Annotated in this window: 21 protein-coding genes and 1 tRNA gene; 11 read left to right on the forward strand and 11 right to left on the reverse strand. The window is 71.1% G+C overall.

The features are described 5' to 3' along the window. Positions 1-35: 35 nt before the first annotated feature. The 10 genes from ACX80J_RS13040 to argS all read right to left on the reverse strand — a co-directional run bounded on the left by ACX80J_RS13040 (position 36) and on the right by argS (position 13,057). The gene (locus tag ACX80J_RS13040) at positions 36-740 is read right to left on the reverse strand and encodes an L-threonylcarbamoyladenylate synthase (protein WP_459348061.1); all 705 of its coding nucleotides are present in this window, start codon (positions 738-740) and stop codon (positions 36-38) included. Between the two features lie 62 nt (positions 741-802). Continuing rightward, positions 803-1,771, reverse strand: a complete 969-nt coding sequence (locus ACX80J_RS13045) for a glycosyltransferase (RefSeq protein WP_459348062.1) — start codon at positions 1,769-1,771, stop codon at positions 803-805. Then, positions 1,768-2,634: a peptide chain release factor N(5)-glutamine methyltransferase gene (gene prmC, locus ACX80J_RS13050; RefSeq protein ID WP_459343518.1), complete on the reverse strand. Its 867-nt coding sequence runs from the start codon at positions 2,632-2,634 to the stop codon at positions 1,768-1,770. Before prmC ends, ACX80J_RS13045 begins: the two co-directional genes overlap by 4 nt. Positions 2,635-2,636: 2 nt before the next feature. Continuing rightward, positions 2,637-3,716, reverse strand: coding sequence for a peptide chain release factor 1 (gene prfA / locus ACX80J_RS13055; RefSeq protein WP_459343519.1), 1,080 nt, complete (start codon positions 3,714-3,716; stop codon positions 2,637-2,639). A gap of 248 nt (positions 3,717-3,964) precedes the next feature. Then, complete coding sequence (gene rho, locus ACX80J_RS13060; RefSeq protein WP_459348063.1) at positions 3,965-6,118, reverse strand: transcription termination factor Rho; 2,154 nt, start codon at positions 6,116-6,118, stop codon at positions 3,965-3,967. 334 nt (positions 6,119-6,452) lie between these two features. Then, complete coding sequence (gene thrB / locus ACX80J_RS13065; protein WP_459343521.1) at positions 6,453-7,442, reverse strand: homoserine kinase; 990 nt, start codon at positions 7,440-7,442, stop codon at positions 6,453-6,455. Position 7,443: 1 nt separating this feature from the next. Beyond that, on the reverse strand, positions 7,444-8,547 hold the full coding sequence (gene thrC, locus ACX80J_RS13070) for a threonine synthase (RefSeq protein WP_459348064.1): 1,104 nt from the start codon (positions 8,545-8,547) through the stop codon (positions 7,444-7,446). After that, positions 8,548-9,879 (reverse strand): homoserine dehydrogenase, encoded by a 1,332-nt coding sequence (locus ACX80J_RS13075; protein WP_459343523.1) that lies wholly within the window; start codon positions 9,877-9,879, stop codon positions 8,548-8,550. It lies immediately after the preceding gene. Beyond that, entirely contained in the window at positions 9,876-11,405 is a 1,530-nt protein-coding gene (lysA, locus tag ACX80J_RS13080; protein WP_459343524.1) for a diaminopimelate decarboxylase, read from the reverse strand. Before lysA ends, ACX80J_RS13075 begins: the two co-directional genes overlap by 4 nt. A gap of 2 nt (positions 11,406-11,407) precedes the next feature. Further along, the gene (gene argS / locus ACX80J_RS13085; protein ID WP_459343525.1) at positions 11,408-13,057 is read right to left on the reverse strand and encodes an arginine--tRNA ligase; all 1,650 of its coding nucleotides are present in this window, start codon (positions 13,055-13,057) and stop codon (positions 11,408-11,410) included. Between the two features lie 225 nt (positions 13,058-13,282). On the opposite strand from argS, the gene ACX80J_RS13090 reads away from it, so the two are divergent. The 11 genes from ACX80J_RS13090 (at position 13,283) to hrpA (ending at position 25,902) form a co-directional block, all read left to right on the forward strand. Then, positions 13,283-13,795 (forward strand): FMN-binding protein, encoded by a 513-nt coding sequence (locus tag ACX80J_RS13090; protein ID WP_459348065.1) that lies wholly within the window; start codon positions 13,283-13,285, stop codon positions 13,793-13,795. A 6-nt stretch (positions 13,796-13,801) separates the two neighbouring features. Beyond that, positions 13,802-14,662 carry an FAD:protein FMN transferase gene (locus ACX80J_RS13095; protein WP_459343527.1) on the forward strand — a complete coding sequence of 287 codons (861 nt, stop codon included), beginning with the start codon at positions 13,802-13,804 and terminating at the stop codon, positions 14,660-14,662. Then, positions 14,659-16,167: an FAD-dependent oxidoreductase gene (locus ACX80J_RS13100; protein ID WP_459348066.1), complete on the forward strand. Its 1,509-nt coding sequence runs from the start codon at positions 14,659-14,661 to the stop codon at positions 16,165-16,167. Before ACX80J_RS13095 ends, ACX80J_RS13100 begins: the two co-directional genes overlap by 4 nt. Before the next feature lie 86 nt (positions 16,168-16,253). After that, positions 16,254-16,326, forward strand: a tRNA-Arg gene (locus ACX80J_RS13105). A 119-nt stretch (positions 16,327-16,445) separates the two neighbouring features. Then, positions 16,446-17,219, forward strand: a complete 774-nt coding sequence (locus tag ACX80J_RS13110) for a DUF4129 domain-containing protein (RefSeq protein WP_459348067.1) — start codon at positions 16,446-16,448, stop codon at positions 17,217-17,219. Further along, positions 17,216-17,758 (forward strand): hypothetical protein, encoded by a 543-nt coding sequence (locus ACX80J_RS13115; RefSeq protein WP_459348068.1) that lies wholly within the window; start codon positions 17,216-17,218, stop codon positions 17,756-17,758. Before ACX80J_RS13110 ends, ACX80J_RS13115 begins: the two co-directional genes overlap by 4 nt. Continuing rightward, positions 17,745-18,764, forward strand: a complete 1,020-nt coding sequence (locus tag ACX80J_RS13120; protein ID WP_459348069.1) for an AAA family ATPase — start codon at positions 17,745-17,747, stop codon at positions 18,762-18,764. Before ACX80J_RS13115 ends, ACX80J_RS13120 begins: the two co-directional genes overlap by 14 nt. Continuing rightward, positions 18,757-20,160 (forward strand): DUF58 domain-containing protein, encoded by a 1,404-nt coding sequence (locus ACX80J_RS13125; protein WP_459348070.1) that lies wholly within the window; start codon positions 18,757-18,759, stop codon positions 20,158-20,160. Before ACX80J_RS13120 ends, ACX80J_RS13125 begins: the two co-directional genes overlap by 8 nt. Further along, complete coding sequence (locus ACX80J_RS13130) at positions 20,157-20,696, forward strand: hypothetical protein (protein WP_459348071.1); 540 nt, start codon at positions 20,157-20,159, stop codon at positions 20,694-20,696. Before ACX80J_RS13125 ends, ACX80J_RS13130 begins: the two co-directional genes overlap by 4 nt. Before the next feature lie 90 nt (positions 20,697-20,786). Next, entirely contained in the window at positions 20,787-21,824 is a 1,038-nt protein-coding gene (locus ACX80J_RS13135; protein ID WP_459348072.1) for a helix-turn-helix transcriptional regulator, read from the forward strand. A gap of 46 nt (positions 21,825-21,870) precedes the next feature. After that, positions 21,871-25,902 carry an ATP-dependent RNA helicase HrpA gene (gene hrpA / locus ACX80J_RS13140; RefSeq protein WP_459348073.1) on the forward strand — a complete coding sequence of 1,344 codons (4,032 nt, stop codon included), beginning with the start codon at positions 21,871-21,873 and terminating at the stop codon, positions 25,900-25,902. Between the two features lie 10 nt (positions 25,903-25,912). Here hrpA and ACX80J_RS13145 read toward each other — a convergent pair whose 3' ends face one another. Beyond that, positions 25,913-26,338: an HIT family protein gene (locus tag ACX80J_RS13145; RefSeq protein ID WP_459348074.1), complete on the reverse strand. Its 426-nt coding sequence runs from the start codon at positions 26,336-26,338 to the stop codon at positions 25,913-25,915. Positions 26,339-26,428 lie beyond the last annotated feature (90 nt).

Consider the following 26,428-nt stretch of genomic DNA (forward strand, 5'->3'; position numbering starts at 1 on the left):
GCTGGCGCGGTTCCTGGCCGGCGCCGGTTCCTGCGTCAGGGGGCGGGCGGCGCCTGGCCGGCGTCGGTCCCTGCATTCCCACCCTGCCCGTCGATACCGATGACGTCCGGGACCACCTCCCGCAGGCGCTCCAGCGGGAGAGTTCCCTGACGGACGACGCGCAGGACCTCCCCCGTCGCGTCGACGATCGTCGATCCCGCACCCTCGGCGGCCGTCCGCGGTCCGGCGTCGAGATAGACGGCGACGGATTCGGCGAGCTGCGCGGCCGCGTCGGCCGCCGTGGTCGCAGCGGGCTGTCCGGTCCGGTTCGCGGACGACACGGCCAGCGGACCGGTGATCGTGAGCAGCTCGAGCGCGACGTCGTCGTCCGGCATGCGGAGGGCCACGGTCCCCATCGTGTCACCGAGGTCCCAGGTGAGGGATGGCTGTGCATGGCAGATCAGTGTCAGGCCCCCGGGCCAGAACGCCTCGGCGAGCCTGCGCGCGTCCGGGTGGACGTCCGTCGCGAGTCCGTCCAGCGTCTGGATCCTGGGGATGAGGACGGGCGGGGGCATGTTCCGGCCGCGGCCCTTGGAGGCGAGGAGGGTGGCGACGGCCTGCGGCGAGAAGGCGTCGGCACCGATCCCGTAGACGGTGTCGGTGGGCAGGACGATGCACTGCTTGAGCGACACCGCCCGCTGGGCGGCCGTCAGCCCCTCGCTGCGCTGGACGGGATCGGAGCAGTCGTAGCTGGTGGTCACGAGCCCATCTTTCCACCCGTGCACGGCGCTCCGCACATCGGCGGAGGGCGCTGCGTGCCCGGTCAGGACGACGGCGGCGGACCGAAGCCCGTGCCCCGGAGGCCCGCGGAATAGGCGGCGAACCAGGCGCGCAGTCCCTTGAGGTCACGCTGTGTGAGGAACCAGTAGGGGAAGCCGATGACGTCCGCGCCGAACCACCGGAGGTTGCGGTACTTGCGGGCCAGGTACGCCCGGTTGCGGAAATAGGAGAACCGCTTGAAGTCGCCCTCGGGGATGACCGGCGTGATGAAGCCACCGAAGATCGGCTTCATCTCCGACCAGGTCGCCGGGTGGCGGACGGCCACCGTCGCTAGCGTCCCGTACCTCAGGCCCGCCTTCCGCACGCGTGCCAGGAAGTCCACCTCGTCGCCGCGGATGAAGAACTTCATGTCGGGCAGTCCGATCTTCGCGAACACGTCGGCCCGGACCAGCGCACCGTTGAAGAAATGCACCATGCCGGGCAGGTAGCCCATCGGCTCCAGCTTCGCCCGGTCGTTCGTGAGGAGGCCGTTGATCCGGAAATTGAAGGACAGGCGCGTGGGATCCGAGGTCGCGGCGACGAGGGGACTCACGATGTCGAGGTCGTGCTCGTGCGCCGCGCGGAGCAGTTCGGCGAGGCAGCGCTCGTCCTCCGGGTGGCCGTCGTCGTCCATGAGCCAGATCCACCGGGCGCCGCTCGCGATCGCTGCGAGGATGGCGAAGGCGAAGCCACCGGCACCGCCGAGGTTGGCTTCCGAACGGAGGTAGTGGATGTTCCCCACCGCGGCGTCGACGACGGCGGTCGCGGGCTCCGTGCCCGAGTCGACCAGGGCCACGGTCGCGATCGGTGCGCGCTGCGCCGCCAGGGAACGCAGGAGCTGGGCGAGTTCCCCGTGCCGGTCGTAGGTGACGGCCGCGACCGCGACAGTATCAACAGACATGTCGGCGCCCGTGCCTGCACCGGCCGCTCCTCCGGCGTCCATCCCTCCGTCGTCCATGGCGGCTCCCGTCATCGGCTTTCCTTCCCGGTCGTGTCCAGCGACGCGCTGCCGAGCACGGCGCTCGTCGCGCGGTCCCGGCCGCTGAGGTCCTGATGCGTACGGATCGTGCTCCAGAGACCCGACTGCCGGAGGAAGGCGGCCACCCAGGGCGCCTGCACCTCCGCATGCTCCATCACGAAGTAGCCGCCCGGGCGGAGGAGGCGCGCTGCGGAGGAAGCAGCGGCCCGGGGCAGCTCCATCCCGTCCGCTCCCCCGCCGTAGAGTGCCATCTGCGGATCGTGCTCGGCCACCTCGGGCTCGTTGGGGACGGCGTCCGCGGGGATGTACGGCGGGTTGGAGACGACGATGTCGAACGAGCCGTCGTGCTCGGGGAGGGCCGTCGCGAGGTCGCCGCGGGTCAGGTGCACCCCGAACCGCTCCAGGTTGGGTGCAGCCCAGGCCAGTGCGAGGTCGCTGAGTTCCACGGCGTACACGTCGGCGCCGGGCACCTCGTCGGCGACGGCCGCGGCGATCGCGCCCGACCCGGTGCCCAGGTCCACGATCTTCGGGGCATCGAGGCCCGCCGCACGGTCGATCACGAGCTGCGCGACCGTCTCGGTCTCGGGCCGCGGGACGAAGACCCCGGGGCCGACCGCCAGGTCGATGCGCCGGAAATGCGCCGTACCGGTGAGGTGCTGCAGCGGAACGCGCCGGGCGCGCTCGTCGACGAGCGCCTCGAAACCGTCGGGTACCTCGGCACCGGTCAGGGCAAGGGCACGGAGCCTACCGCGGGAGACACCCAGCAGGTGGGCGGCCAGGAGTTCCGCATCGACACGGGGACTGGGAACACCCGCCTCCCGGAGCTGCCGCTCGGCCGCCCGCAGGGCCTCCTCCACGCCTACTCTTCCGAGCCGATGGCGTCCAGGCGGGCCTGCTCGTCCATCTCGATCGCGGACTGCACCACGGGCTCGAGTTCGCCGTTCATGACCGCGTCGAGGTTGTAGGCCTTGTAGCCGGTCCGGTGGTCCGCGATCCGGTTCTCGGGGTAGTTGTAGGTACGGATGCGCTCCGAGCGGTCCATGGTGCGGATCTGCGACTTCCGGATGTCGGAGTTCGCGGCGTCGATCTTCTCCTGCTCGTGCGCCAGGATGCGGGACCGGAGGACGCGCATGGCGGCTTCACGGTTCTGCAGCTGCGACTTCTCGTTCTGCATCGCGACGACGATCCCGGTGGGAAGGTGGGTGATGCGCACGGCGGAGTCGGTCGTGTTCACCGACTGCCCGCCGGGGCCGGAGGACCGGTAGACGTCGATCTTCAGGTCGTTCTGGCTGATCTCGACCTCCTCCGGCTCGTCGACCTCGGGCAGGACGAGGACGCCGGCGGCCGAGGTGTGGATACGGCCCTGCGACTCGGTGACGGGCACGCGCTGCACGCGGTGCACGCCGCCCTCGAACTTGAGCCGCGCGTAGACGCCCTCGGCGGGGTCGTTCGAGGACCCCTTGATGGCCATCTGGACGTCCTTGTAGCCGCCCAGGTCGGACTCGTTGGCCGAGATGAGCTCGGTCTTCCAGCCACGCGACTCGGCGTAGCGCGCGTACATGCGGAGCAGGTCGCCGGCGAACAGCGCGGCCTCGTCGCCACCCTCGCCGCCCTTGACCTCGATGATGACGTTGCGGCCGTCGTTGGGATCCCTCGGGATCAGGAGGCGGCGCAGGCGCTCCTGTGCGGTGGCGAGCTGCTCCTCGAGCACGGGCACCTCGGCGGCGAACTCGGGGTCCTCGGACGCCATCTCGCGGGCCGCCTCGAGGTCGTCGTTCAGCGTGCTCCAGCGGTTGTGGGCATCGACGATGCGGCCGAGCTCCGCGTACCTGCGGCCGAGCTTCCGGGCCAGCGCCTGGTCGGCGTGCACCGCGGGGTCGGCGAGCTGGTCCTGCAGCTCGGAGTGTTCGTCGAGCAGTCCCTGGATGGACTCAAACATCGGGTGTACCTCTTTCGGCTGTTACAGCCAGTCTACGAAGGACGGGATGGCAGACATGACCGGATTTCCTCGCGGAAGCCGGTCATCCGTGTCATCCCGGCTGTTTCATCTCGCCGCCGGATGCCCCGGCCGGGTCTTAACCAGAAAACCGCCCTGGAACGCGGCCACCGGGCCCGGCCCTCCCGCAGGCTCTGCGCCTGCGGGAGGTCCGTGCTTCGGGGCCGCGTTCCGGGCGGTTCCGGGAGGAACTAGTCGGAGTCCTTGGAGCCCAGGGTGGTCTTCTGGACCTGCATCAGGAACTCGACATTGGACTGCGTCTCCCGGATCTTGTTGGTGAGCAGCTCGAGCGCCTGCTGGGTCTCCAGACCCGACAGCACGCGGCGCAGCTTCCACATGATCTTGACCTCGTCAGGCGAGAGCAGGTTCTCCTCGCGGCGCGTGCCCGAGGCATTGACGTCGACGGCGGGGAAGATGCGCTTGTCGGCGAGGTTGCGCGAGAGGCGGAGCTCCATGTTGCCGGTGCCCTTGAACTCCTCGAAGATGACCTCGTCCATCTTGGACCCGGTCTCCACCAGCGCGGTGGCGAGGATGGTGAGCGAGCCACCGTTCTCGATGTTGCGCGCAGCACCGAAGAAGCGCTTCGGCGGGTAGAGGGCAGCCGAGTCGACACCACCGGAGAGGATGCGGCCCGACGCCGGAGCGGCGAGGTTGTACGCACGGCCGAGGCGCGTCATCGAATCGAGCAGCACGACGACGTCCATGCCCATCTCCACGAGGCGCTTGGCACGCTCGATGGAGAGTTCCGCGACCGTGGTGTGGTCGTCGGCCGGACGGTCGAAGGTCGAGGCGATGACCTCACCCTTGACGGTCCGCTGCATGTCGGTGACTTCCTCGGGACGCTCGTCCACCAGGACCATCATGAGGTGGACCTCAGGATTGTTGATCGTGATGGCGTTAGCGATCGACTGGAGGATGAGCGTCTTGCCGGCCTTCGGCGGCGAGACGATCAGGCCGCGCTGGCCCTTGCCGATCGGCGCCACGAGGTCGATCACGCGGGGACCGATCTTCTTGGGGTCCGTCTCGAGGCGCAGGCGGTCCGAGGGGTAGAGGGGCACGAGCTTCGCGAACTCGACGCGGTCCTTCAGGTCCTCGGCAGGCTTGCCGTTCACCGAGGTGACGCGGACGAGCGCATTGAACTTCTGGCGTGCGCTGGCCTGGGTCTCGCCCTCACGGGGTGCCCGGATGGCGCCGACGACGGCGTCGCCCTTGCGCAGGTTGTGCTTCTTGACCTGGGCGAGCGACACGTAGACGTCGTTGGGGCCCGGCAGGTAGCCGGAGGTGCGCACGAAGGCGTAGTTCTCGAGGACGTCGAGGATGCCCGCCACGGGCAGCAGGACGTCGTCCTCGGTGACCTCGACGTCGTCGACCTCGGGGTTCTGGTTGCGGCCGCGGCGGCGGTCGTTGCGCTCGTTGCGGTCCCGGAACCGGCTGTTGCGGTCCTCGGTGGGGGCGGAGCCGTTGCGGTTCGCGCGATTGCGGCGGTTGCGGCCGCGGCCCTCGTCGTCGTTCGCGCCGTTTCCGCGGTTGTCGCTGCGCTCGCTGCCGTTGCGCCCACCGTCGTTCTGGCTCTCGCCGTTCGCGGTGCCGCTCGAGCGGTCCTCGTCGCGTCCGTTGCGTGAGCGGCTGCGGCGGTCGTTGCGGTCGCCGCGGCTTTCGCCCTGGTCGGCCGGGGCCTCGCCCTGGGCGTCGCCCTGCTGCCCGTTCTGGGCATCATTTTGGGACTCGTTCTGCTGGCCGTTTTGCTGGCCGTTCTGGCCGGGCTGCGCGTCCGAACGGTCCTCGCCGCGGCGGCTGCGGCGGTTGCGCTGGTTGCGGCCACCGTTCTCGCGGTCATTGTCACGGTCGCCGCGGTCCTGCTGCTCGCCGTCGGTGGACGTCGCAGCGGCATCGCGCGAAGGGGCGGCGTCGCGCACGGGGGCTTCTGCCGGCTCGGCGTCGGGGGCAGGTGCGGTCACGACACCGTCACTGCCGGCCCGGCGGTTGCGGTTCCGGGTGCGCGGCTGGCGCTCGGCCGGAGCGGACTGCTCCTCGGAGGCGCGGTCACCGGCGGCCTCGGCCGGGGCCTCGGCTGCGGGACGCTCTGCGTCGGCGCTGCGCTCAGTGCGGACCGCGGCGACCTTGGGGCGGTCGGCGACGGCGGAACCGCGCTGGTGGTCGGAGATCGCGGACACGAGGTCGCTCTTGCGCATCCTCGATCCGCCGGTGATCCCGAGCTGGCCGGCCAGGGCCTGGAGCTGTGCGAGCTTCAGGCCCGCAAGGCCGCTGCTCTTGGAAGTTGTTGCGCCGGTTGCTTCAGCGTCTTGGGTGGCCACACCTGGTAACAGGTCAGTGGTGTCAGTCACGAAGGATCCTTCCCCCTCGTCGGGCGGCCACCTGATCGGTGGTCCGCGGTGGTTTGCCCCGTGCCGCAGGTCAAAGCAGGCGGGGTTCAGCCGAGCCGGAGACGATCCGGCAGGCCGGGGTGTGCTGGAAGCCTGAGGATGTCGATGGGCGAAAGGAGAAGTCCGCACGCACAAAGATAAGGTCGGAGGCTACACCGGAGGCTGTGCTACTGCTGATGGAACCTGCAGTGTCGCGGCGGTCTGAAGAAGAGGACGGCCGGCTCAACAGAAGCACACGATGCCTGTTGGAGACTTTCACGTTTCAACAGACGCGGTAATTCCGCCTTGGCGGTTACTACCCTTGGTGCACTCCCACTTTAGCACCTTCTCGCTCCACTGCCAGCCGGAGAACCCGCCACATCCCCGGCGTGTCGCCCTGCCCGACCAGCGCGCGCACGGCCTCTTCCGCCGCACGGGCCCCGGCCTCGCCCACGGCGAGGGTCAGGACGCTCGGCCCTGCCCCGGAGATGGTGCTGGCGAAACCGGCGGCCCGCAGTCCGCGCAGGAGGGTGGCGCTCGGCAGCATGGCCGGCGCGCGGTAGTCCTGGTGCAGCGAGTCCTGCGTGGCGAAGAACAGCAGTGACGGATCGGCACCGAGCGCGTGCACGAGCAGGGCTGCGCGCCCGGCATTCGCCGCGGCGCTCCGGTGGGAGACCGACGGCGGCAGGAGCGCCCGGGCGCTCTCCGTGGACAGCGCCAGATCCGGTACTGCGAGCACGGGGATGATGTCGGGGTGCACCTCGACACGCGTGCTGTGGTAGGCCCTGCCGCTCTCCCACGAGATCGCCAGGGCTCCCATCAGGGCAGGCGCGACGTTGTCCGGGTGGCCCTCGATCGTGGCTGCCCACTGCAGGAGGTGCTCGGCGTCGAGCCGTTCGCCGACGGGGAGCAGGGCGTTGCCGGCGAGGACTCCGGCGACGATCGCGGACGCCGAGGAGCCCATCCCCCTGCCGTGCGGGATGACGTTCGTGGTGTCGAGTTCGAGCCCGGGCGCACGGCGCCCCGCGCGATGCAGGGTGCTGATGAGCGAGCTCGCGACGAGGTGGGTCTCGTCGGTCGGCAGGGCTTCGGCGCCCTCCCCGGTGGCGCGCACCGTCGTGGATCCCGACGTCGTCGTGCGGACACGCACCGTGTCGTGCAGGGTCAGCGCGAGGCCCAGGGTGTCGAAGCCCGGCCCTAGGTTCGCGCTCGTGGCCGGTACCCGGACCACGATGTCCTGGCCGGCGTCAACCGTCGGGAGGTCGAGCACGTTCGACGACGCGGGTGCCGCGTGCAGCCCGGCCATGTCAGTCTTCGAGCCCGAGCGCCGCAGCGACGCTCACGACGTCGAACTCCACCTTGGTGGGTTCCACATCCGAACCGTCCGCCGTGCGCAGCGCCCACTGCGGGTCCTTGAGGCCATGACCCGTGACGGTGATGACGATCGTCTTGCCCGTCGGGACGAGTCCTTCCGCGTGCTTCTTGAGCAGCCCGGCGACACCGGCGGCGGACGCGGGCTCCACGAAGACGCCCTCCCGCGAGGACAGCCAGCGGTGCGCGGCGAGGATCTCGTCGTCCGTCACGGCCTCGATGAGACCGCCGGACTCGTCCCGCGCCGCGACCGCGAAGTCCCAGGACGCCGGGTTGCCGATCCGGATGGCGGTGGCGATGGTGTCCGGCTCGGTGATCGGGTGGCCCTTGACGAGCGGCGATGCACCCTCCGCCTGGAATCCCCACATGATCGGCGTGCGGGTCGCGACGGCGGGAAGCTCTCCGGAGTGCATCGAGGCGTAGGGCGCCGAGTACTCCTTGTAGCCCTTCCAGTACGCGCTGATGTTGCCGGCGTTCCCGACGGGCATGAGGTGGTAGTCCGGCGCGTCGCCGAGCGTGTCGACGACCTCGAAGGCCGCCGTCTTCTGGCCTTCGAGCCGTGCGGGGTTCACCGAGTTCACGAGGAACACGGGGTAGGCCTCCGCGAGCTTCCGGGCCACGTCGAGGCAGTTGTCGAAGTTGCCGTTGACCTGCAGGAGCTGGGCTCCGTGGGCGATCGCCTGGCTGAGCTTGCCCATGGAGATCTTGCCGTCCGGCACGAGGACGGCGCAGGTGATGCCGGCCTGCGTGGCGTACGCGGCGGCGGAGGCGGAGGTGTTGCCCGTCGACGCACAGACCACGGCCTTCGCCCCGGCGGCGACGGCGGCCGTCATGGCCATCGTCATCCCGCGGTCCTTGAAGGAGCCGGTGGGGTTCATGCCCTCGACCTTCAGGTAGACGGCGGAGCCCGTCAGCTCGGACAGGTGCCGGGCGTGCACGAGCGGCGTTCCGCCCTCGCCGAGGGTGATGACCTCGGTGGCGTCCGTGACTGGCAGGCGTTCGGCGTATTCGCGGATGACTCCGCGCCACTGGTGGGCCACTTAGATTCCCTCTACTCGAAGAACGGATGAGACGGCGGTGATGACATCGAGCGCTGCGACCTGCTTGACGGTCGCGGCGAGGGACGCCTCGGGTGCGCGGTGCGTGACGATGCGCAGCTCGGCGGTCGTCCCGCCGTCGGGGCCGCCCTGGTGGATGCGCTGGCGCATGGTCTCGATCGACACGCCGTTCTCGGCGAAGATCTGCGCGATGCGCGCCAGGACGCCGGGCTGGTCCGCGACCTCCAGGCCGATGCAGTAGCTCGTCCGCACGGTGTCGATGCTCAGCGCCGGGACGTGACCGGTGGTGGTCTCCGTGCGTCCGGGGCCGCCCAGCACCATGCGGCGCGCGGCGCTGACGACGTCCCCGAGCACGGCCGACGCGGTCGGGGTGCCGCCTGCACCCTGACCGTAGAACATGAGCTCGCCGGCATTCTCCGCCTCGATGAACACGGCGTTGAAGGCGCCGCGGACCGCGGCCAGCGGGTGGGACCTCGGCAGCAGGGTCGGGTGGACGCGCACGCCGGCGCCCGCGGATCCGGCGTCGTCGGTCAGCAGCTCGGCGATGGCCAGGAGCTTGATGACGTAGCCGTCCTCGGCGGCGGCCGCGATGTCGTCGGCCGTGACGGCCGTGATGCCCTCGCAGAAGACGTTCTCGAGGCCGAAGCGCGTGTGGAAGGACAGCGAGGCGAGGATGGCCGCCTTCGCGGCCGCGTCGTGGCCCTCGACGTCGGCGGTGGGGTCCGCCTCCGCGTAGCCGAGGTCCTGGGCCGCCTTGAGGGCGTCGGCGAAGGAGGCACCCGTGGTGTCCATCTGGTCGAGGATGTAGTTCGTGGTGCCGTTGACGATCCCGAGGACGCGCGTGATGCGGTCGCCGGAGAGGCTGTCCTGGATGGGCCGCAGGATCGGGACGGCACCGGCGACGGCGGCCTCGTAGGACAGCTGGACCCCCGCGGCGTCCGCCTTCTCGTAGAGTTCCGGTCCGTCCTGGGCCAGGAGTGCCTTGTTGCCGCTGACGACGGTCGCTCCGTGCTCGATCGCGCGGAGGATCAGGGACTTGGCAGGCTCGATGCCGCCCATCAGTTCGATCACGATGTCCGCGTCCTCGACGAGCGCCTCGGCATCGAGTGTGAGGAGGCCTGCGGGGAGCTCGACGTCGCGCCGGGCGTCGAGCGTGCGGACCGCGATCCCGATGAGTTCGAGCGGAGCGCCGACACGGCGGCCGAGGTTCTCCGCGTCCTCGAGGAGGATGCGGGCTACCTGCGAGCCGACGTTGCCGCAGCCGAGCAGGGCTACGCGCAGGGGCTGTGCGGGGGGCGTTGCTGGTGAGTTCATGCGGTCCGTGGTGCTCCTGAATCCGTGGCTGGCAATGCGGGTTCGCGCTGGACGTCCCTGCGGAACAGGTCCTCCTCGGTCTCACCGCGCACGATGAGCCGGGCAGCACCGTCGGCCACCGCCACGACGGGCGGGCGCGTCAGGTAGTTGTAGTTGCTCGACAGCACCCAGCAGTAGGCTCCGGTGCCCGGAACGGCGAGGAGGTCGCCGGCTCCGGTGTCCTCCGGAAGGTAGACGTCCCTCACCACAATGTCACCGCTCTCGCAGTGTTTTCCAACCACACGGGAGAGCACGGGGCTCGCCTCCGGCGTCCTCGAGGCCAGAACGGCCGAGTAATCCGCGCCGTAGAGCACCGGACGGGCGTTGTCGCTCATGCCCCCGTCCACCGACACATAGCGTCGCGGATGCGTAACGGAGGTGTCCTCCACCACCTCGGACCCGTTCGCGGCCGCGTCGACGCGCACCGTCTTCGTGGTGCCCGCGGTGTAGAGGGTGAAGGTCGTCGGGCCCACGATGGCGCGGCCCGGTTCGATCGAGATCCGGGGCACGCGCAGTCCCAGCTCATGGCAGGTCGCACCGACGACGGCGGCCATGGCGCGCGCGATCTCCGCGGCGGGGCGCGGCTCGTCGGCCTCGGTGTAGGCGATGCCGTAGCCGCCGCCGAGGTCGAGTTCCGCGAGTTCGACCCCGTGGCGGTCGCGGACGCCGGCCAGGAATCCCAGCAGCCGCTTCGCCGCGAGTTCGAAGCCCTCGGGCTCGAAGATCTGCGACCCGATGTGGCAGTGCACGCCGAGGAGGTTGATGCCGGGGTGGGCCAGGGCATCCGCGACGGCGCGCGCGGCGGGCGAGGAGGCGTCGCCGTCGTCCCCGTCCGCCTGCCCCGGACCCTGCTCGGTGGTCAGGGAGAGCCCGAACTTCTGGTCCTCGTGGGCCGTCGCGATGAACTCGTGCGTGTGTGCGTGGACCCCCGGCGTGAGGCGGAGCATGACGTTGGCCCGGCGGCCCCGCTGCAGGGCCAGGTCCCCGACGAGGCCGACCTCCTGGAGGCTGTCGACGACGATCCGTCCGAGGTCCGCGTCGATGGCGCGCGTGATCTCCGCTGCCGACTTGTTGTTCCCGTGGAGTCCGAGCCGTGAGCCAGGCAGGCCGGCACGGAGGGCCACGGCGAGCTCGCCGCCGGAGCACGTGTCCAGCCCGAGCCCTTCCTCACGGACCCAGTGCGCCACCTCCGTGCAGAGGAACGACTTGCCCGCGTAGAACACGTCCACTCCCCCGCACAGGTCGCGGAAGGCGTCGTCGAACGCGTCGCGGAACGTGGCGGCACGGGTGCGGAAGTCGCGCTCGGACACGACGAACAGGGGCGTGCCGTACTGCCGGGCGAGCTCGGTCACGGGGATCCCGTCGACCTGCAGCACGCCGTCCGGTCCGCGGTCCACGTCCTCGGCCCACAGCTTCGCGTCCAGCCGGGCCGCGTCGACGGGAACGGACAGCCACTCCGGGGCGAGCGGGGATGCTTCGGCGGCCACGGCTACATCCTCTCCGGCGCGGACACGCCGAGGAGGTCCAGGCCGTTCGCCAGGACCTGCTGCGTCGCGTTGTTCAGCCACAGGCGCGAGCGGTGCACGTCCTCGACGGCGGCGTCGCCGAGCGGGGCGACGCGGCAGGCGTCGTACCAGCGGTGGTAGGTCCCCGCGATGACCTCCAGGTGGCGCGCCACCCGGTGCGGCTCGCGGAAGGTCGCGGACTGCGCGACGACGCCGGGGAACTGGCCGAGCGCCGCCAGCAGTTCACCCTCGGTGGGGTGGCTGAGCGACGCGGCGTCGAAGGTGCTGGTGTCCACGCCGGCGGACACGGCATTGCGGGCGACGGCGTGCGTCCTGGCATGGGCGTACTGCACGTAGAACACGGGGTTCTCGTTCGTGCGCCGCGTGAGCAGGTCGAGGTCGATGTCGATGTTGGAGTCGGCGGAGAACCGGGCCAGGGTGTACCGCGCGGCGTCGACGCCCACGGCGTCGACGAGGTCCTCGAGGGTCACGACCGTGCCGGCACGCTTGGACATCCGGACGGGCGCGCCGTTCTGCATGAGGTTCACCATCTGGCCGATGAGGACCTCGACGGTGTCGGGGTCGTCGCCGAGAGCCGCGGCGGCAGCCTTCAAACGCGCGACGTACCCGTGGTGGTCGGCGCCGAGCATGATGATGTTGAGGTCGAAGCCGCGCCTGCGCTTGTTGACGAAGTAGCCGATGTCACCCGCGATGTAGGCGGGCGATCCGTCCGACTTGATGACCACGCGGTCGCGGTCGTCGCCGAAGTCGGTCGACCTCAGCCACCAGGCGCCATCCTCGTAGAAGAGGTTGCCGGAGCCCTTCAGCTGCTCGAGGAGGCCCCCGACGAAGTCGTTCTGGAACAGCGAGTGCTCGTGGAAGTAGACGTCGAAGTCGACCCCGAAGTCGTGGAGCGACTTCTTGATATCGGTGAACATGAAGTCCACGCCGACCACCCGGAAGCGTTCGACCGCGTCGGCCTCGTCGAGGGACAGGATGTCCGGCTCCGCGGCGACGACGCGCTGGGCGATGTCCTCGATGTACTGACCGCCGTAGCCGTCCTCGGGAGCGGTCTGCCCGGATGCGCTCGCGAAGAGCGAGCGGGCGAACCGGTCGATCTGCGCGCCGTGGTCGTTGAAGTAGTACTCCCGCACGACGGACGCGCCCTGCGACTGGAGCACGCGCGCCAGTGCGTCTCCCACCGCCGCCCACCGGGTTCCGCCGATGTGGATGGGGCCCGTGGGATTCGCGGAGACGAACTCGAGGTTGATCTTCTGGCCTGCGAGCGCATCGCTGCCTCCGTAGGCGCGGCCCGACTCGACGATGGTGCGGGCGAGTTCTCCGGCCGCTCCGGCGTCGAGCGTGATGTTGAGGAAGCCCGGACCGGCGATGTCAACGCTCTTCACGCCATCGATCGCGGCGAGGCGGTCGCTCAGGAGCTGGGCGAAGGCCCGGGGGTTCATGCCCGCCTTCTTGCCGAGCTGGAGGGCGATGTTCGTCGCCCAGTCGCCGTGCTCCCGGTTCTTCGGTCGCTCCACCCGCACCTCGGAGGGGAGGTCGATGCTGAGGTCACCCGCCTCGACGGCGGCCTTCAGGCATGCGGAGATAGCGGCAGAGAGTTCTTCGGGAGTCACCCGTCAAGCATAGCGACACGGGCCGGGGCACCCTGATTTTCGTGACGCGGCTCAACTCGTGCTGCCGCCCGCCCGGCTCCGGGAGAAGCCGGGACCGGGCGGAACAGTCCCCGGGGCTGCCGGAAACGAAGCACCGATGGAACCCGGGACCGGCTCCGCGCGTTACTTTCAGATTCAACCATTCCTGTGCGGGGTTCCCGCACCCGATGACCCCAGGAGCACACAGTGACCAGAACAGCCCCGGCCGGCACACCCGCCTTCCCTACGCACAAGCGCGTGCTGACGGCACTCGCCGCCGTCTCGATCCTCGGTGCCGCGGGCTGTGCGGGGGCCGAGGCCGGAACGCCGGCAGGGGCCGCTGCGGATGCTCCCGCAACCACCGGGCCGAAGGAGACTGCGGCCACCGGGCCGGAGGAGACCGGAGCCGCCGCCGGCGAGCAGGCCTACAGGGACGGCACCTACACCTCGACGGGTTCCTATCAATCGCCCGCAGGGCCGGAGGAAGTGGGCGTGACCCTCACGCTCGAGGCCGACGTCGTCACCGCCGTCGAGGTCGAACCGAAGCCCGACAACCCGACCACGAGGGAGTACCAGGGGCGCTTCGCGGGGGGCATCTCGGACGCCATCGTGGGGAAGAAGCTCGACGAACTCTCCGTCGACAAGGTGGCAGGATCCTCGCTGACCAGCGGAGGCTTCAACGACGCGACCGGCAAGATCAAGAGCGAAGCCCGGCTCTAGGCCGGCATGACAGGCTCCTTCAGCTTCGACGCGATCGGCACCAGCTGGCGCGTGGACTGCGCGGCGCCGCTGGCGCCGGAGCAGAGAACGGACCTGCTGCGCCTCGTGGAGGACTACGACGCGCTCTACTCCCGCTTCCGGGGCGACTCAGGAGTCACAGCGCTCGCGGCCGACGGCGGGCAGCTCGCCCTGCCGGACCACGGTGCACGGCTCGGCGGTCTCCTGCGCACGCTCCACGACCTCACCGACGGCGGTGTCTCACCCCTCGTCGGCGACCGGCTGGCGGCCTCGGGATACGACGCCGCTTACTCCTTCGCCGTGACGGCCGACCCCGCGCCGGCACGGGCGTGGGACGACGTCCTGCAGTGGACAGACCAGGGCATCACCCTGCGCGAGCCGGCCCTGCTGGACGTCGGCGCAGCGGGCAAGGGCCAGCTCGTCGATCTCCTGCTGGAAAGCCTCGTCGCCGCGGGCCACGAGGACGTGATCGTGGACGCCGGCGGGGACATGCGGCGGATCGGCTCCGGCGACATCACCGTAGCCCTCGAGCATCCCTACGATCCGTCGTCCGCCATCGGGACGGTCCGCCTGGGCTCCGGGGCGCTCTGCGCATCCGCGTCCAACCGCAGGGTATGGGGCGACGGGCTGCACCACATCCTCGACGCCCGCACCGGCCGCTGCGTCGACACGGTGGTCGCCACGTGGGTCCTCGCGGAGGACGCCATGACCGCCGACGGACTGTGCACCGCCCTCTTCGTCACCGACCCCGCAGTGCTCGCGGAGGCCTTCACGTTCGACTACGTCATGGTGTACTCGGACGGACGCGCCCGCTACTCCACCCCCCTCGCAGGAGCCCTGTTCCGATGACCACAGCACTCGACGCCCTGCTGAGCCGCCTGACCATGTACCGGCTGACGCTGGCCCTGCTCCTGGTCCTGACCGTCGAGGCCCTCGTGCTGTCGCTGGCGGGCCTCCTCGCCTTTTCGCCGGCCGAACTCGGCGGGACCCTCCTCGCGGCGGTCGGCGGAACGATCATCGGCACGCGGCTCCTGGCCCTGATCCTGCGGCTGCGTCCGCACGGGGACTCGTCGCTCATCACGGGGCTGATCCTGTTCCTCATCATGTTCCCGTCCGGCACCACGGCCGGCCTCGGCGGCATCCTGGTGGCCGGCATCGCCGCAGGGGCCTCGAAGTTCCTGCTGGCCTTCCGGGGGCGGCACATCGTCAATCCCGCCGCGGCCGGCGCCGTCGTCGCGACCCTGCTGGGAGTGGGTGCAGCGGGGTGGTGGGTCGCCAACGCCTACATGCTGCCCGTCGTCGCCGTCGGCGCCGCCCTCCTCCTCCACCGGACGCGGAAGCTCTCCATGGCCGCAGTGTTCCTCGTCGGCGGCATCGGCATCCTGCTCGTCGGATTACTGCAGGGCGGCATGACTCCCGGCGCGGGCCTGCAGCTGGTCCTCACGTCATATCCCCTCCTGTTCCTGGTCGGCTTCATGATGACCGAGCCGCTCACCCTGCCCCCGCTCCGCTGGCAGCAGTGGCTGTTCGCCGCGATCGTCGCCACCGTCCTCGCCCTCCAGCTGTCCATCGGCCCGGTCTTCCTGGGCCCGGAGTTCGCCCTGGTCATCGGCAACGCGGGAGCCTTCCTGCTGGGCCAGCGGCGCGGCGTGCGGCTGTCCTTCGCCGGCGCACGGCAGCTCACGCCGACCAGTACGGAACTCGTCTTCGAGCCCTCGCGGCCCGTGCGGTTCCGTGCCGGCCAGTACATGGAGCTCAGCATGCCGCACCGTGACGCCGACGGCCGCGGCAGCCGCAGGGTCTTCAGCATCACGTCCGCGCCGCAGGACACCTCCGCGGTCACCTTCGGCGTGCGGACCACGGCAGCGGGCAGCTCCTTCAAGAAGGCTCTCCTCGACCTGCCCAAGGAGGCACGCATCACGGGCACCCTCGTGGGAGGGGATTTCAGCCTGCCGCGCGACCGGTCGGTACCCCTGCTGCTCGCGGCCGGAGGGATCGGCGTGACGCCGTTCATCAGCCAGCTACGGGACCTGGCCGCGCGCGGCGAGGAGCGCGACGTCGTCCTCGCCTACGTCGTCCGGAACGAGGAGGACATCGCGTTCCGGGACGAGCTGGCCGACCTGGGCACCCGCGTGGTGCTGTTCATGCCCGGCGTCGAGCCCCTGGCCCTACCCGACACCTGGACCTACAGCGGCCCGGCCCCTGACGCGGAGAACCTCCTCGCCGCCGTGCCGGATCTCAGGAGACGCAGAGTGCTCGTCTCGGGCTCACCGAAGTTCATCGGCGAGATCCGAGCGGAAGTCCGCAAGGCGGGCGTCCCGCGCGTGCGCACGGACGCCTTCCTCGGCTACTGACGGCCCGTCCGCCGCTGTGTTTTCCGCGAGAAGCACTACCTGCTAAGCTCGATGAGTCCCTTACGGATGCGGGAGTTCCCGCGTCTGCCTTCGTAGCTCAGGGGATAGAGCGTCTGCCTCCGGAGCAGAAGGTCGTAGGTTCGAATCCTATCGAGGGCACCCCGACTCACGCAGAGTCCACCGCCGTCGGCCACCAGGCCGGCGGCGGTTCTGTTTTTGGTAGGCTCCACAGCACGCGGCCCCGCGGGGCCGCACTGGCACCTACCGGCAGGGGAATCGTGGGGACGAAGGGCACGATGCGGTCGAGCCGCCGGCGCACCGTCCCGGCACTCGCCGGCCCCGTGCTCACCGTCCTCGTCCTGGTTCTCGCAGTCATCGCAGCCGGCTACATGGGACAGCTGTCGGCCGAGCCTGTAGTGGACCCCTCCGTCGCCGGACTGGAGCAGCAGGGCCCCTCCGCGACGCAGACGCCGGAGGCGCTGCCCGACGACGGCGAGCGCCTCGTCATCACCGGCGACTCGGCCGCCGCCGCCCTGCTGATCCTGGTCATGATCGCGCTCGCGCTCCTGCTGCGGTTCCTGCTGCGGTTCCTGCCGCGATTCCGATCGCAGCAGCTGGACGGGTTCCCGGACCAGACGGAACTCCAGCGGCCGGGGACCTCCCTTCTGGCCGACGCCCTGCCCGCCTGGGCAGAGGCATCCCGCGCAGCACTCGCAGCCGGCACGGACACGTCCGATGCCGTGATCCGGTGCTGGCTGGACTTCGAGCGCCTGTGCGCTGCGGCGGGCGCCGGGCGCAGACCGGCCGAGACGACGACGGACTTCGCCGTCGCGGTGTCCTCGGCGCTCGCCCTTTCACCCCAGCCGCTGTCCACCCTCAACCGGCTGTACCAGCGGGCGCGCTTCGGGCAGGCGGGGCACGACCGCTCCCCCGGCCTTCCGCCGGCCGACCGTGACTTGTCCGACCGTGAACTGGCCGCCGCCAGCATCGATGAGCTGTCGGCCGCGCTGGCGTCGCGCGGGTCGCAGCGCGGCCGGAGGACTCCCCGGTGAAGCCCTCCGCATGGGCCGTCACCGGCGTGCTGGTCGGGCTCGCGCTGGTCGCCGACTGGTTCTTCGGGCTCGATGGTCGCCACGCCGTGGCCCTCGTGGGGGCGGCGCTGGCAGCAGGAATCGCCAACGGGCTCCTCGAAGCGCTCGACGTCCTCCGGCCCACCCTGCCGGCACTGCCCGAACCTGTCCGCGGCCTCGGAGACATCCAGGCACTCGAGTTCTCGCTGTCGTCCACCGAGCCCGGCACGCGCGCGGTCCTCGACGTGCAGGCCATCGCCGCCTCGGTCGTCGCGGCACGCCCGGACACCCCGAGGAGCGCTGCACTCGACGTCTTCCTCGCGCGGGCCGAACCGTCGGCCCTGACTCACCGGGAGATCAGCGCCGTCCTCGATGAGCTCGAGCGGATGATACTGGAACCGCCGGAGACCGGACCGGCCAGCACGCCCCGATTCCCCGCCGACGCGGCAGCCGATACAGCAGGCCGGCCGCGAGCGGACGCCGCCGTATCCGCACGCCAGGAGATCCATGACCGCCCCTGATTCCACCCGTTCCACCGGACCCACCACCGGACCGGGTGCCGTCGACAGTCCCGTCGACACCGCCGCCCACCTCGGCCGGACGATCCTCGAGCGCACCGGGACCGTCGTCGTCGGCGCCCGCGCACCACTGCGCCTGGCCCTGGCAGCGGTACTGGCCGGCGGCCACGTCCTGTTCGAGGACCTCCCCGGACTCGGGAAGACCCTCGCGGCCAAGACCCTGGCCCAGGCGCTCGGGCTCGACTTCCGGCGCCTGCAGTTCACGCCCGATCTCCTGCCGTCCGATGTGACGGGATCCTCCATCTTCAATCCGGTCACGCGGGAGTTCGAGTTCCGGCCGGGACCGGTCTTCGCGGGCCTGTTCCTCGCCGACGAGATCACCAGGACGTCCCCCAAGACGCAGTCCGCCCTCCTGGAAGCCATGGCGGAGGCACAGGTCTCCGCCGAGGGCACCACGATGCCGCTGCAGCGACCCTTCCACGTGTTCGCGACCTCGAATCCCATCGAGTTCGAGGGCACGTATCCCCTGCCGGAAGCACAACTGGATCGTTTCCTGGTCCGCCTGCGCTTCGGTTATCCCGGCCCCGGCGGCGAACAGGACATCATCGCCCGCCGCATCACGCGCCGGCAGGACGAGACCAGGGTGGAGAGCGTGACGACGGCCGACGGGCTGCTGCACCTCCAGGCCGTCGTCGAGTCCGTGGGGGTGGACGACGACGTCATCGACTACGCGGTGCGGCTCACGGCCGCGACGCGCAGGCATCCCGCGGTCGAGGTCGGCGCCTCGCCCCGCGGGTCCCAGGCACTCGTGCTGCTGGGCCGCGCCCTCGCCGTACTCGACGGGCGTCCCTTCGTCCTTCCCGAAGACCTCAAGGAGGGCGCGGTCGCCGTCCTCGCGCACCGGCTCACCCTCACGCCGTCGTCCTGGGCGCAGGGGGTCGCGACGGAGTCCGTGGTGCGGGAGGTGATGGCCGAGGTGCCCACCCCGCCGACCGTGCCCCGTGGCTAGGCGCGCCGAGGCACGGTCCCCCGCCTGGGCCCTGGCCGTCATCGTCACACTGGTCTGCATCGTGGCCGGGCTCGTGTCCGGCCGTCCGGACACGGTCGCCCTCGCCACCCCGTTCGCCCTCCTCGCCCTCGCGGGACGCACCGGCCCCGAGGCCACGGGGAACCCTCCGGTGCACATCACCGCCGACCGGAGGGCCGGAGCCGGCGGCTCCCGCCTCCGGCTCGTGCTCGCCCCGCGGCCACCCGGCGGAGATGCAGCCGGGCACCGGCTGGTCGCGGTGGTCCTCGCCGCACCGGGATGCCCGCCCGACGCGCTGGTCCTGCGGGCCGACGAGGACTGTCCCCTGCTGGTGGAGGCTCCGCTCTCGGGAGAATCCGACGTCCTGTCCTACGGCGCGGCCGCCTTTCCGTCCGACCTCTCGGGCGCAGCGCCGTTCGTGGCAGCCCCGCCCGTGCGTGTCAGCATCCTCCCGCCGGTCGGGCCGGCCCTCGCGCACCCCGTGTCCCGACGCCTCGTGGGCCTTGCCGGAACGCATGCGTCGCGGCGGCCGGGAGAGGGCGGCGAGCTCAGGTCGATCGCGCCCCTGCAGCCCGGTGACCAGCTGCGACGCATCGACTGGCGTGCCACGGCGCGCCGCTCGGCGGACCAGGACCAGCTCATGGTGCGCCGCACGTTCGCCGACGCCGAGGCCTCCGTCCACCTCGTCATCGACCAGGGACACGACCTCCCGGCGTCGACCGCCGCATGGTTCACCGCCGGGCCGCAGCGGCTCGTCCCGGGATCGCTCCACGTGGCGCGCGCGGCCGCCACGACGGTAGCCGCGTCCTATCTCGCCGCCGGGGACCGTGTGGGCCTGGACGACCTCTCCGGCACCCGCAGGGCCCTGCGCTCGGCGGCCGGCGCCCGGCACCTCGAGCAGATCCGGACCCGCCTCGCGGGCACGCCGGTCGTGCCGCGGCGGCACCGGCGCCGGGACCCCGCGCCGCCCCCGGGCGCCGTCGTCGTCGTGTTCTCCGCCTTCCTCGACGCAGAACCGGCGCGACTCCTGCGCCTGTGGAACGCACAGGGCCACCTCGTCGCCGGTGTCGACTGCGTACCGCCGCTGGACCGCAACGAGTCGACGGTGGCTCAGGCGCAGGCCGTGCGGCTGACGCTCCTCCGGCGACGCCTGCTGATCGAGGACCTGCAGCGCGAGGGCATCCCCGTGTTCCGGGGAGCATCTGCGGACCCCCGGCTGGACGGACGCACCGGCCCGAGCGGAGCGTCCGAGGACTTCGGGACCGATCCCGGCACGGACCTCGCCCTGGGTCTCCGGCTGCTGGCGCGCCGCGCCGGCAGACGCACCGGCGGTTTCGGACAGGGCTCCCGGCAGGGCTCGGGCGGGGAGGTCCCGTGAGCACGCGGCGCCCGGCCGCGAGTGGGCGGGCCCTCCCCGACCGCGGCGGACTCGTACCCCTCCCGGTGGTCCGTGGAGCCACGGCCCTGATCGCCGTCCTGCTGGGCTCCGTCGTCTGGAACGGTTCCCTCTGGGTCGTCCTCCCCGTGGTGGTGGCGGCGGGCGCGGCCTTTCTCGCATCGATCGGCATGGCATCGGTGTCCCTCCTCCTCCTGGTGGTGGCCTACGCGGTCAACATGCCGGCCGGGTCGCCGTGGCTGCCCGTCTTCGTGGCGGGGCTCCACGCCGTCTTCCTGCTCTATCTGCTGCTCCTGCCGCTGCCCCTCCGCGGCTGGATCAGTGGTGCGGCGCTCCGGGCGATCGCCTGGTCCTTCCTGCGCCTCCAGGCCGTGGCGCAGCCCGTGGCCGTCCTCGCCCTGCTGGTGGATGACGCCGGGTCCAGCGTCGCCGCCGTGCTCGCCGGCGTGGGGGCGCTTGCAGCGTGGGTGCTCTGGCTCGTCGGACGGCCGGCCCCGGGGACCCCGGATCGGTCGTGAGTCCCCCACGTCCTATCCGAGTGCCGTCCCGGCCGGAACAGGGCGGGATCGAGGACAGCTTTCGTCCGCTTCCCGTCGTACCGTGGTGGCATGATCGAGACCTCGGCCCGCCTGCTGCAGCTCCTCTCCCTCCTGCAGCTGCGGCGAGAGTGGACCGGCCCGGCCCTGGCCCAGCGCATGGACGTCACGGAACGCACCGTCCGGCGGGACATCGGGAAGCTGCGCACGCTGGGCTACCCCATCAACGCCTCCCCCGGCGTCGCCGGCGGATACCAGCTCGGCGCCGGCGCCCAGCTCCCGCCGCTCCTGCTCGACGACGACGAGGCGCTCGCCGTCGCGATCGGGCTCACGGCGGTCACGGCCAGCCCGGTCTCGGGCGTAGGCGAAGCCTCCGTCCGTGCGCTCACCAAGCTCGAACAGGTCCTGCCGCCCCGTCTCCGGCCCCGGTTCTCGGGGCTGCGGACCGCGGTGACCCGGATGGCGGCCGCGAGCACGCCCGTCAATCCCGAGGTGCTCACCGCCCTCTCGGCAGCCATCACCGAACGGCGCTGCGTCGCGTTCCGCTACGACCGGCACGACGGCGAATCGTCCCGGCGGGTCGTCGAACCGTACCGCCTCGTGGACACGGGCCGGCGCTGGTACCTCGTCGCCTTCGACCGCGAGCGGGAGGGCTGGCGGACGTTCCGGGTGGACAGATGCCAGAGCGTGCCCGTGGCGAGGGACCGGTTCGTGCCCCGGCCCCTGCCGGCGCCGGACCTTGCCGCCTACGTCCAGGAATCCATCACGCGGTCGCCCTTCTCCTATGACGCCGTCATCCGGTTCTCCGCGCCCCTGAGCGAGCTGGAGGCGCATGTCCCGGCAACCACGGGGACCCTCGAGGCGGACGGCGAGGAGCACACGCTGCTCCGGGCGGGCTTCGACTCCCTCGATTTCCCGCTGGCCTACCTCGCGAGCTGGGACATCGACTTCGAGGTCCTCGAGCCGGCCGCGATGCGCGAGCGCGCCCTCGTCGTCGCGGACCGCCTCCGCCGCTCCGCCCAAGGAGCAGGCCAGGACGGACCCGGACTGAATGGGACAGACCAGGACGGGACAGGCGCCGTCGGGAAGGCAAGCTCCAGCCGACAGTGAACGCAGGCCTGCCGGTCGGCACGACGAACTAGACTGGCAGGCAACTATGGCACTGACAATCTCCTACCCCGCGGACCTTCCCGTCTCGGAACGCCGGGCAGACATCATGGCTGCCATCGCAGCGAACCAGGTCACCATCATCGCCGGCGAGACCGGCTCCGGGAAGACGACGCAGATTCCCAAGATGTGCCTCGAACTCGGCCTGGCCGACCACGGGCTGATCGGCCATACCCAGCCACGGCGGCTCGCGGCCCGCACGGTCGCCGAGCGCATCGCCGAGGAACTCCAGGTGGACCTCGGCGAGGAGGTCGGTTATCAGGTCCGCTTCACCGGGTCGGTGGGCCGGAAGACGAAGATCAAGCTGATGACCGACGGCATCCTGCTCGCCGAGATCCAGCACGATCGGATGCTGCGCAAGTACAGCACCATCATCATCGACGAGGCCCACGAGCGCAGCCTCAACATCGACTTCATCCTGGGCTACCTCCGGCGCATCCTGCCCGAGCGGCCCGACCTCAAGGTCATCATCACCTCGGCGACCATCGACCCGGAGCGGTTCGCGGCCCACTTCGCCGCCGATGCCGCGATCGAGGACACCTCCCCCGCACCCATCATTGAGGTCTCCGGACGCACCTACCCCGTGGAGATCCGGTACCGTCCGCTCGACCAGCCGCCGGGCGGACTCGACGAGGGCGACGGCGGAGCGGACAGCGAGCTGGAGGAGGAACGCGACCCGCTCGACGCCGTGTGCGACGCCGTGGACGAACTCTCGCTCGAGGCCCCCGGCGACATCCTCGTGTTCTTCTCCGGCGAGCGCGAGATCCGTGACGCCGCCGACGCCCTCCGGGCCCGCATCCAGTCCACGGCACGCCTGCGCGGCACGGAGGTCCTGCCCCTGTTCGCCCGGCTCTCGCTCGAGGAACAGCACCGCGTCTTCCGCCCCACGGGCAGCCACCGCCGCATCGTGCTCGCGACGAACGTCGCCGAGACGTCCCTGACGGTCCCCGGCATCAAGTACGTGATCGACACGGGGACCGCACGGATCTCCCGCTACTCCCACCGCACCAAGGTGCAGCGCCTGCCGATCGAGCGGGTCTCGCAGGCGTCGGCGAACCAGCGGTCCGGCCGCAGCGGGCGCGTCTCGAACGGCATCGCGATCCGCCTCTACTCCGAGGAGGACTTCGCCTCGCGCAGGCCCTTCACCGAGCCCGAGATCCTGCGGACGAGCCTCGCGGCGGTCATCCTCCAGATGGCCGCGATGGGCGTCACCCGCGGCCCGAAGGACATCGCCGAGTTCCCCTTCGTGGAGCCGCCGGAGACCAAGGCCATCAACGACGGCATCGCCCTGCTGCGCGAACTGGGCGCCCTGAAGGACGACGGCAGCCTGTCCGCCGTGGGCCGCAAGCTCGCCCAGCTCCCCGTCGACCCGCGCCTCGGCCGGATGATCGTCGAGGCCGGCGGACGCGGCGCCGTCAAGGAGGTCATGGTCCTCGCCGCGGCCCTGACCATCCAGGACCCACGCGAGCGGCCCTCCGCGGACCAGCCGGCGAAGCAGCAGCAGGCCGCCGAGAAGCACAAGCGCTTCGTCGACGAGAACTCGGACTTCACCGCGTACCTCAACCTCTGGCGCTACCTGCAGGAGAAGCAGGACGAGCTCTCCTCCACCCAGTTCCGGAAGCTGTGCCGCACCGAGTTCATCAACTACCTGCGCGTACGGGAGTGGCAGGACCTCTTCCAGCAGCTGCGCCAGCTCGCGAAGCCCCTGGGTATCACCCTGCCCGCCGGGCCGGTGAACCCCGTGGGGCTGCACGAGCAGATCCACGTCAGCCTGCTCTCGGGCCTGCTCAGCCATATCGGCCTCTACGACCAGCGCAAGCGCGAGTACGCGGGGGCGCGCGGGACGCGGTTCGCCGTCTTCCCCGGGTCGGCACTCTTCAAGAAGTCACCGGACTGGGTCATGGCCGCCGAGCTCGTGGAGACCTCGCGGCTGTGGGCTCGCGTCGTCGCGCGCATCGACCCGCTGTGGGCGGAGCAGGTCGCGCCGCACCTGGTGAAGCGCACCTACAGCGAGCCCCACTGGTCGAAGAAGATGGGCGCCGTGATGGCCTACGAGAAGGTCACGCTCTACGGCGTGCCGATCGTGCCGCAGCGCCGCGTCAATTACGGCCGGATCGACCGCGAGGTCGCCCGTGAGCTGTTCATCCGGCATGCCCTCGTCGAAGGCGACTGGAAGACGCACCACACCTTCTTCAGCCGCAACCAGGCCCGGCTCGCCGAGGTGGAGGAACTGGAGAACCGCCTGCGACGGCGCGACCTGCGCGTGGACGACGAGACGCTGTTCGAGTTCTACGACCAGCGGATCGGCCCCGAGGTGGTGTCCGAGCGGCACTTCGACTCCTGGTGGAAGACGGCCCGGCAGGACCGCCCCGACCTGCTCGACTTCGACCCGGAGAAGCTCCTGAGCGAGGATGCCGCGGAGCTCGACGAGGAGGCCTTCCCGAGCGTGTGGCACCAGGCAGGCTTCGACCTGCCCCTGGCCTACGAGTTCTCGCCCCTGACCCCGGGTGCGCACGACGGCGTCACGGTGACCATCCCCGTCCTGTTCCTCAACCAGCTCGACCCGAAGCCGTTCCGCTGGCAGATCCCGGGCCAGCGCGTCGAACTCGTCACGGCCCTGATCAAGTCCCTGCCGAAACAGGTACGGAAGAACTTCGTGCCCGCTCCGGATGTCGCCCGGGCGGCAGTAGCGACCCTCGAGTCGGACTTCGACCCCGCGCAGGACGACCTCGAGGCATCCCTCGAGCTCGCCCTCCGGCGCCTGCGCGGACATGTCATCCCGCCGGGATCGTGGAACTGGTCGGCCGTCCCCCAGCACCTGCTGCTCATGTTCCGCATCGTCGATGCGGGCGGCCGGGTGCTCGACGAGTCACGCGACCTCGAGGCGCTGAAGGAATCCCTGGCACCGGCGGTGAGCCGCGCCATCGCGCAGTCCCTCGGCGCCACGCCGGGCAGCCGGCCAGCGGGCGGACCCGGGCGCGGCGGTCGTGCCGGTGGGACGGGCCCCGCCGGGCGCGACGAGGGACGTCCCGCCTCCGGGCGGGGCGGCCGCGGCGCCCCCGCCGCCGACATGCCCCGGACGGGCGGGCGCTCCGGCGCGGCCCCAGCCTCCCGCGGCGGGATCGCCGTCGCCGAGGCACCGGCCGTCGCCGAACGCACGGGAGAGAAGGCCTGGGTCTTCGGCGCCGTCGAGCGCGAGGTGTCGCGCACCGTCGCCGGCCACCGCGTCACAGGGTTCCCCGCCCTCGTCGACGAGGGCTCCTCCGTGGGCCTGAGGGTCTTCCCCACGGCGGGTGAGCAGGCGGCCGCGATGCGGGCCGGCATCATCCGGCTCCTCTCCCTGCGCATCCCGAGCCCGGCGAAGTACGTGCTCGAGCACCTGAGCAACACGGAGAAGCTCACGTTCAGTCAGAACCCGCACGGCAGCGTCGCGGAACTGATCCGGGACTGCTCCCTGGCAGCCATCGACAAGCTCGTGCCGGAGGAGCTGCCCTGGACCGAGGATTCCTTCTCCCGGTTGTACGAGGAGGTCCGCGCCGAGCTGATCGACACGGTCTTCACGGTGACGGCGACGGTCGAGAAGGTACTCTCCAGCAGCCGGCGGATCCAGAAGCAGCTCAAGGGCACCACGAGCCTCGCGCTGATCACGGCCCTCAACGACATCCGGAGCCAGCTCGAGCACCTCGTCTACCCCGGCTTCGTGGCGGCGACGGGCTATGCACAGCTCTCCCACCTGCCCCGGTACCTCAAGGCCATCGAGGTGCGGCTGGAGAAGCTGCCGACCAACGTGCAGCGCGACGGCGTCGGCACGGCCGCCGTCCAGCGGCTGGAGGACGAGTACGACGACGCCGTCGCGTCCCTCGCGGCCGGACGGCACCGCCCCGCCGCACTCACCCGCGTGCGCTGGATGATCGAGGAGCTCCGCGTCAGCCTGTTCGCGCAGGATCTGGGCACGGCCTACTCGGTGTCCGAGAAGCGGGTGCGGACAGCGCTCAACGAGGCGCTCGCGGCGACGCGCTGACGGGTACCCGTCAGCCGGGCACGGACTCGCCGTACCCGGCGTCCCGCAGCGCTCTGCGGAGAGCCACGGCGGCCCGGTCCATCGCCGCCGGATCGGGTGCCGGGTCCACGCGCTTGACGTCGAAGTCCTCCGGCGACTGGGTCGGCCAGACGTGGACGTGGAGGTGGGGCACCTCGTAGCCCTCGAGCAGGACCCCCACGCGCCGGGCCCCGAAGGCTTCCTGCTGCGCCTGGCCGATCTTCTGCGCGACGGCCATCACCGTCGAGAGGGTTTCGGGGTCGGCCTCCAGCCAGTGCTCGATCTCCCGGCGCGGCACCACGAGCGTGTGGCCGGGGGTGATGGGCGCGATCGTGAGGAACGCGACGACGTCGTCGTCCTGCCACACGAACCGCCCGGGCACCTCACCGTTGATGATCCGGGTGAAAAGCGTCGGCATAGGTCCTCCTGATCGGGATGCGGGACGGACGCCCTCACGGAAGGGGCGCCCGGGCAGGTGGACGCTGCCACGCAGGGGTGGCGGTACGGG

Source organism: Arthrobacter rhamnosi, from assembly GCF_054510975.1.

What these genes read in the sequence shown, in the direction of transcription:
- ACX80J_RS13075 (WP_459343523.1), bottom strand. Translation starts at nt 9,879, where the DNA reads ATGAACTCACCAGCAACGCCCCCCGCACAGCCCCTGCGCGTAGCCCTG.
- ACX80J_RS13120 (WP_459348069.1), top strand. Translation starts at nt 17,745, where the DNA reads ATGACCGCCCCTGATTCCACCCGTTCCACCGGACCCACCACCGGACCG.
- ACX80J_RS13095 (WP_459343527.1), top strand. Translation starts at nt 13,802, where the DNA reads ATGACAGGCTCCTTCAGCTTCGACGCGATCGGCACCAGCTGGCGCGTG.
- ACX80J_RS13045 (WP_459348062.1), bottom strand. Translation starts at nt 1,771, where the DNA reads ATGACGGGAGCCGCCATGGACGACGGAGGGATGGACGCCGGAGGAGCG.
- hrpA (WP_459348073.1), top strand. Translation starts at nt 21,871, where the DNA reads ATGGCACTGACAATCTCCTACCCCGCGGACCTTCCCGTCTCGGAACGC.
- ACX80J_RS13135 (WP_459348072.1), top strand. Translation starts at nt 20,787, where the DNA reads ATGATCGAGACCTCGGCCCGCCTGCTGCAGCTCCTCTCCCTCCTGCAG.
- ACX80J_RS13145 (WP_459348074.1), bottom strand. Translation starts at nt 26,338, where the DNA reads ATGCCGACGCTTTTCACCCGGATCATCAACGGTGAGGTGCCCGGGCGG.
- prfA (WP_459343519.1), bottom strand. Translation starts at nt 3,716, where the DNA reads ATGTTTGAGTCCATCCAGGGACTGCTCGACGAACACTCCGAGCTGCAG.
- thrB (WP_459343521.1), bottom strand. Translation starts at nt 7,442, where the DNA reads ATGGCCGGGCTGCACGCGGCACCCGCGTCGTCGAACGTGCTCGACCTC.
- ACX80J_RS13100 (WP_459348066.1), top strand. Translation starts at nt 14,659, where the DNA reads ATGACCACAGCACTCGACGCCCTGCTGAGCCGCCTGACCATGTACCGG.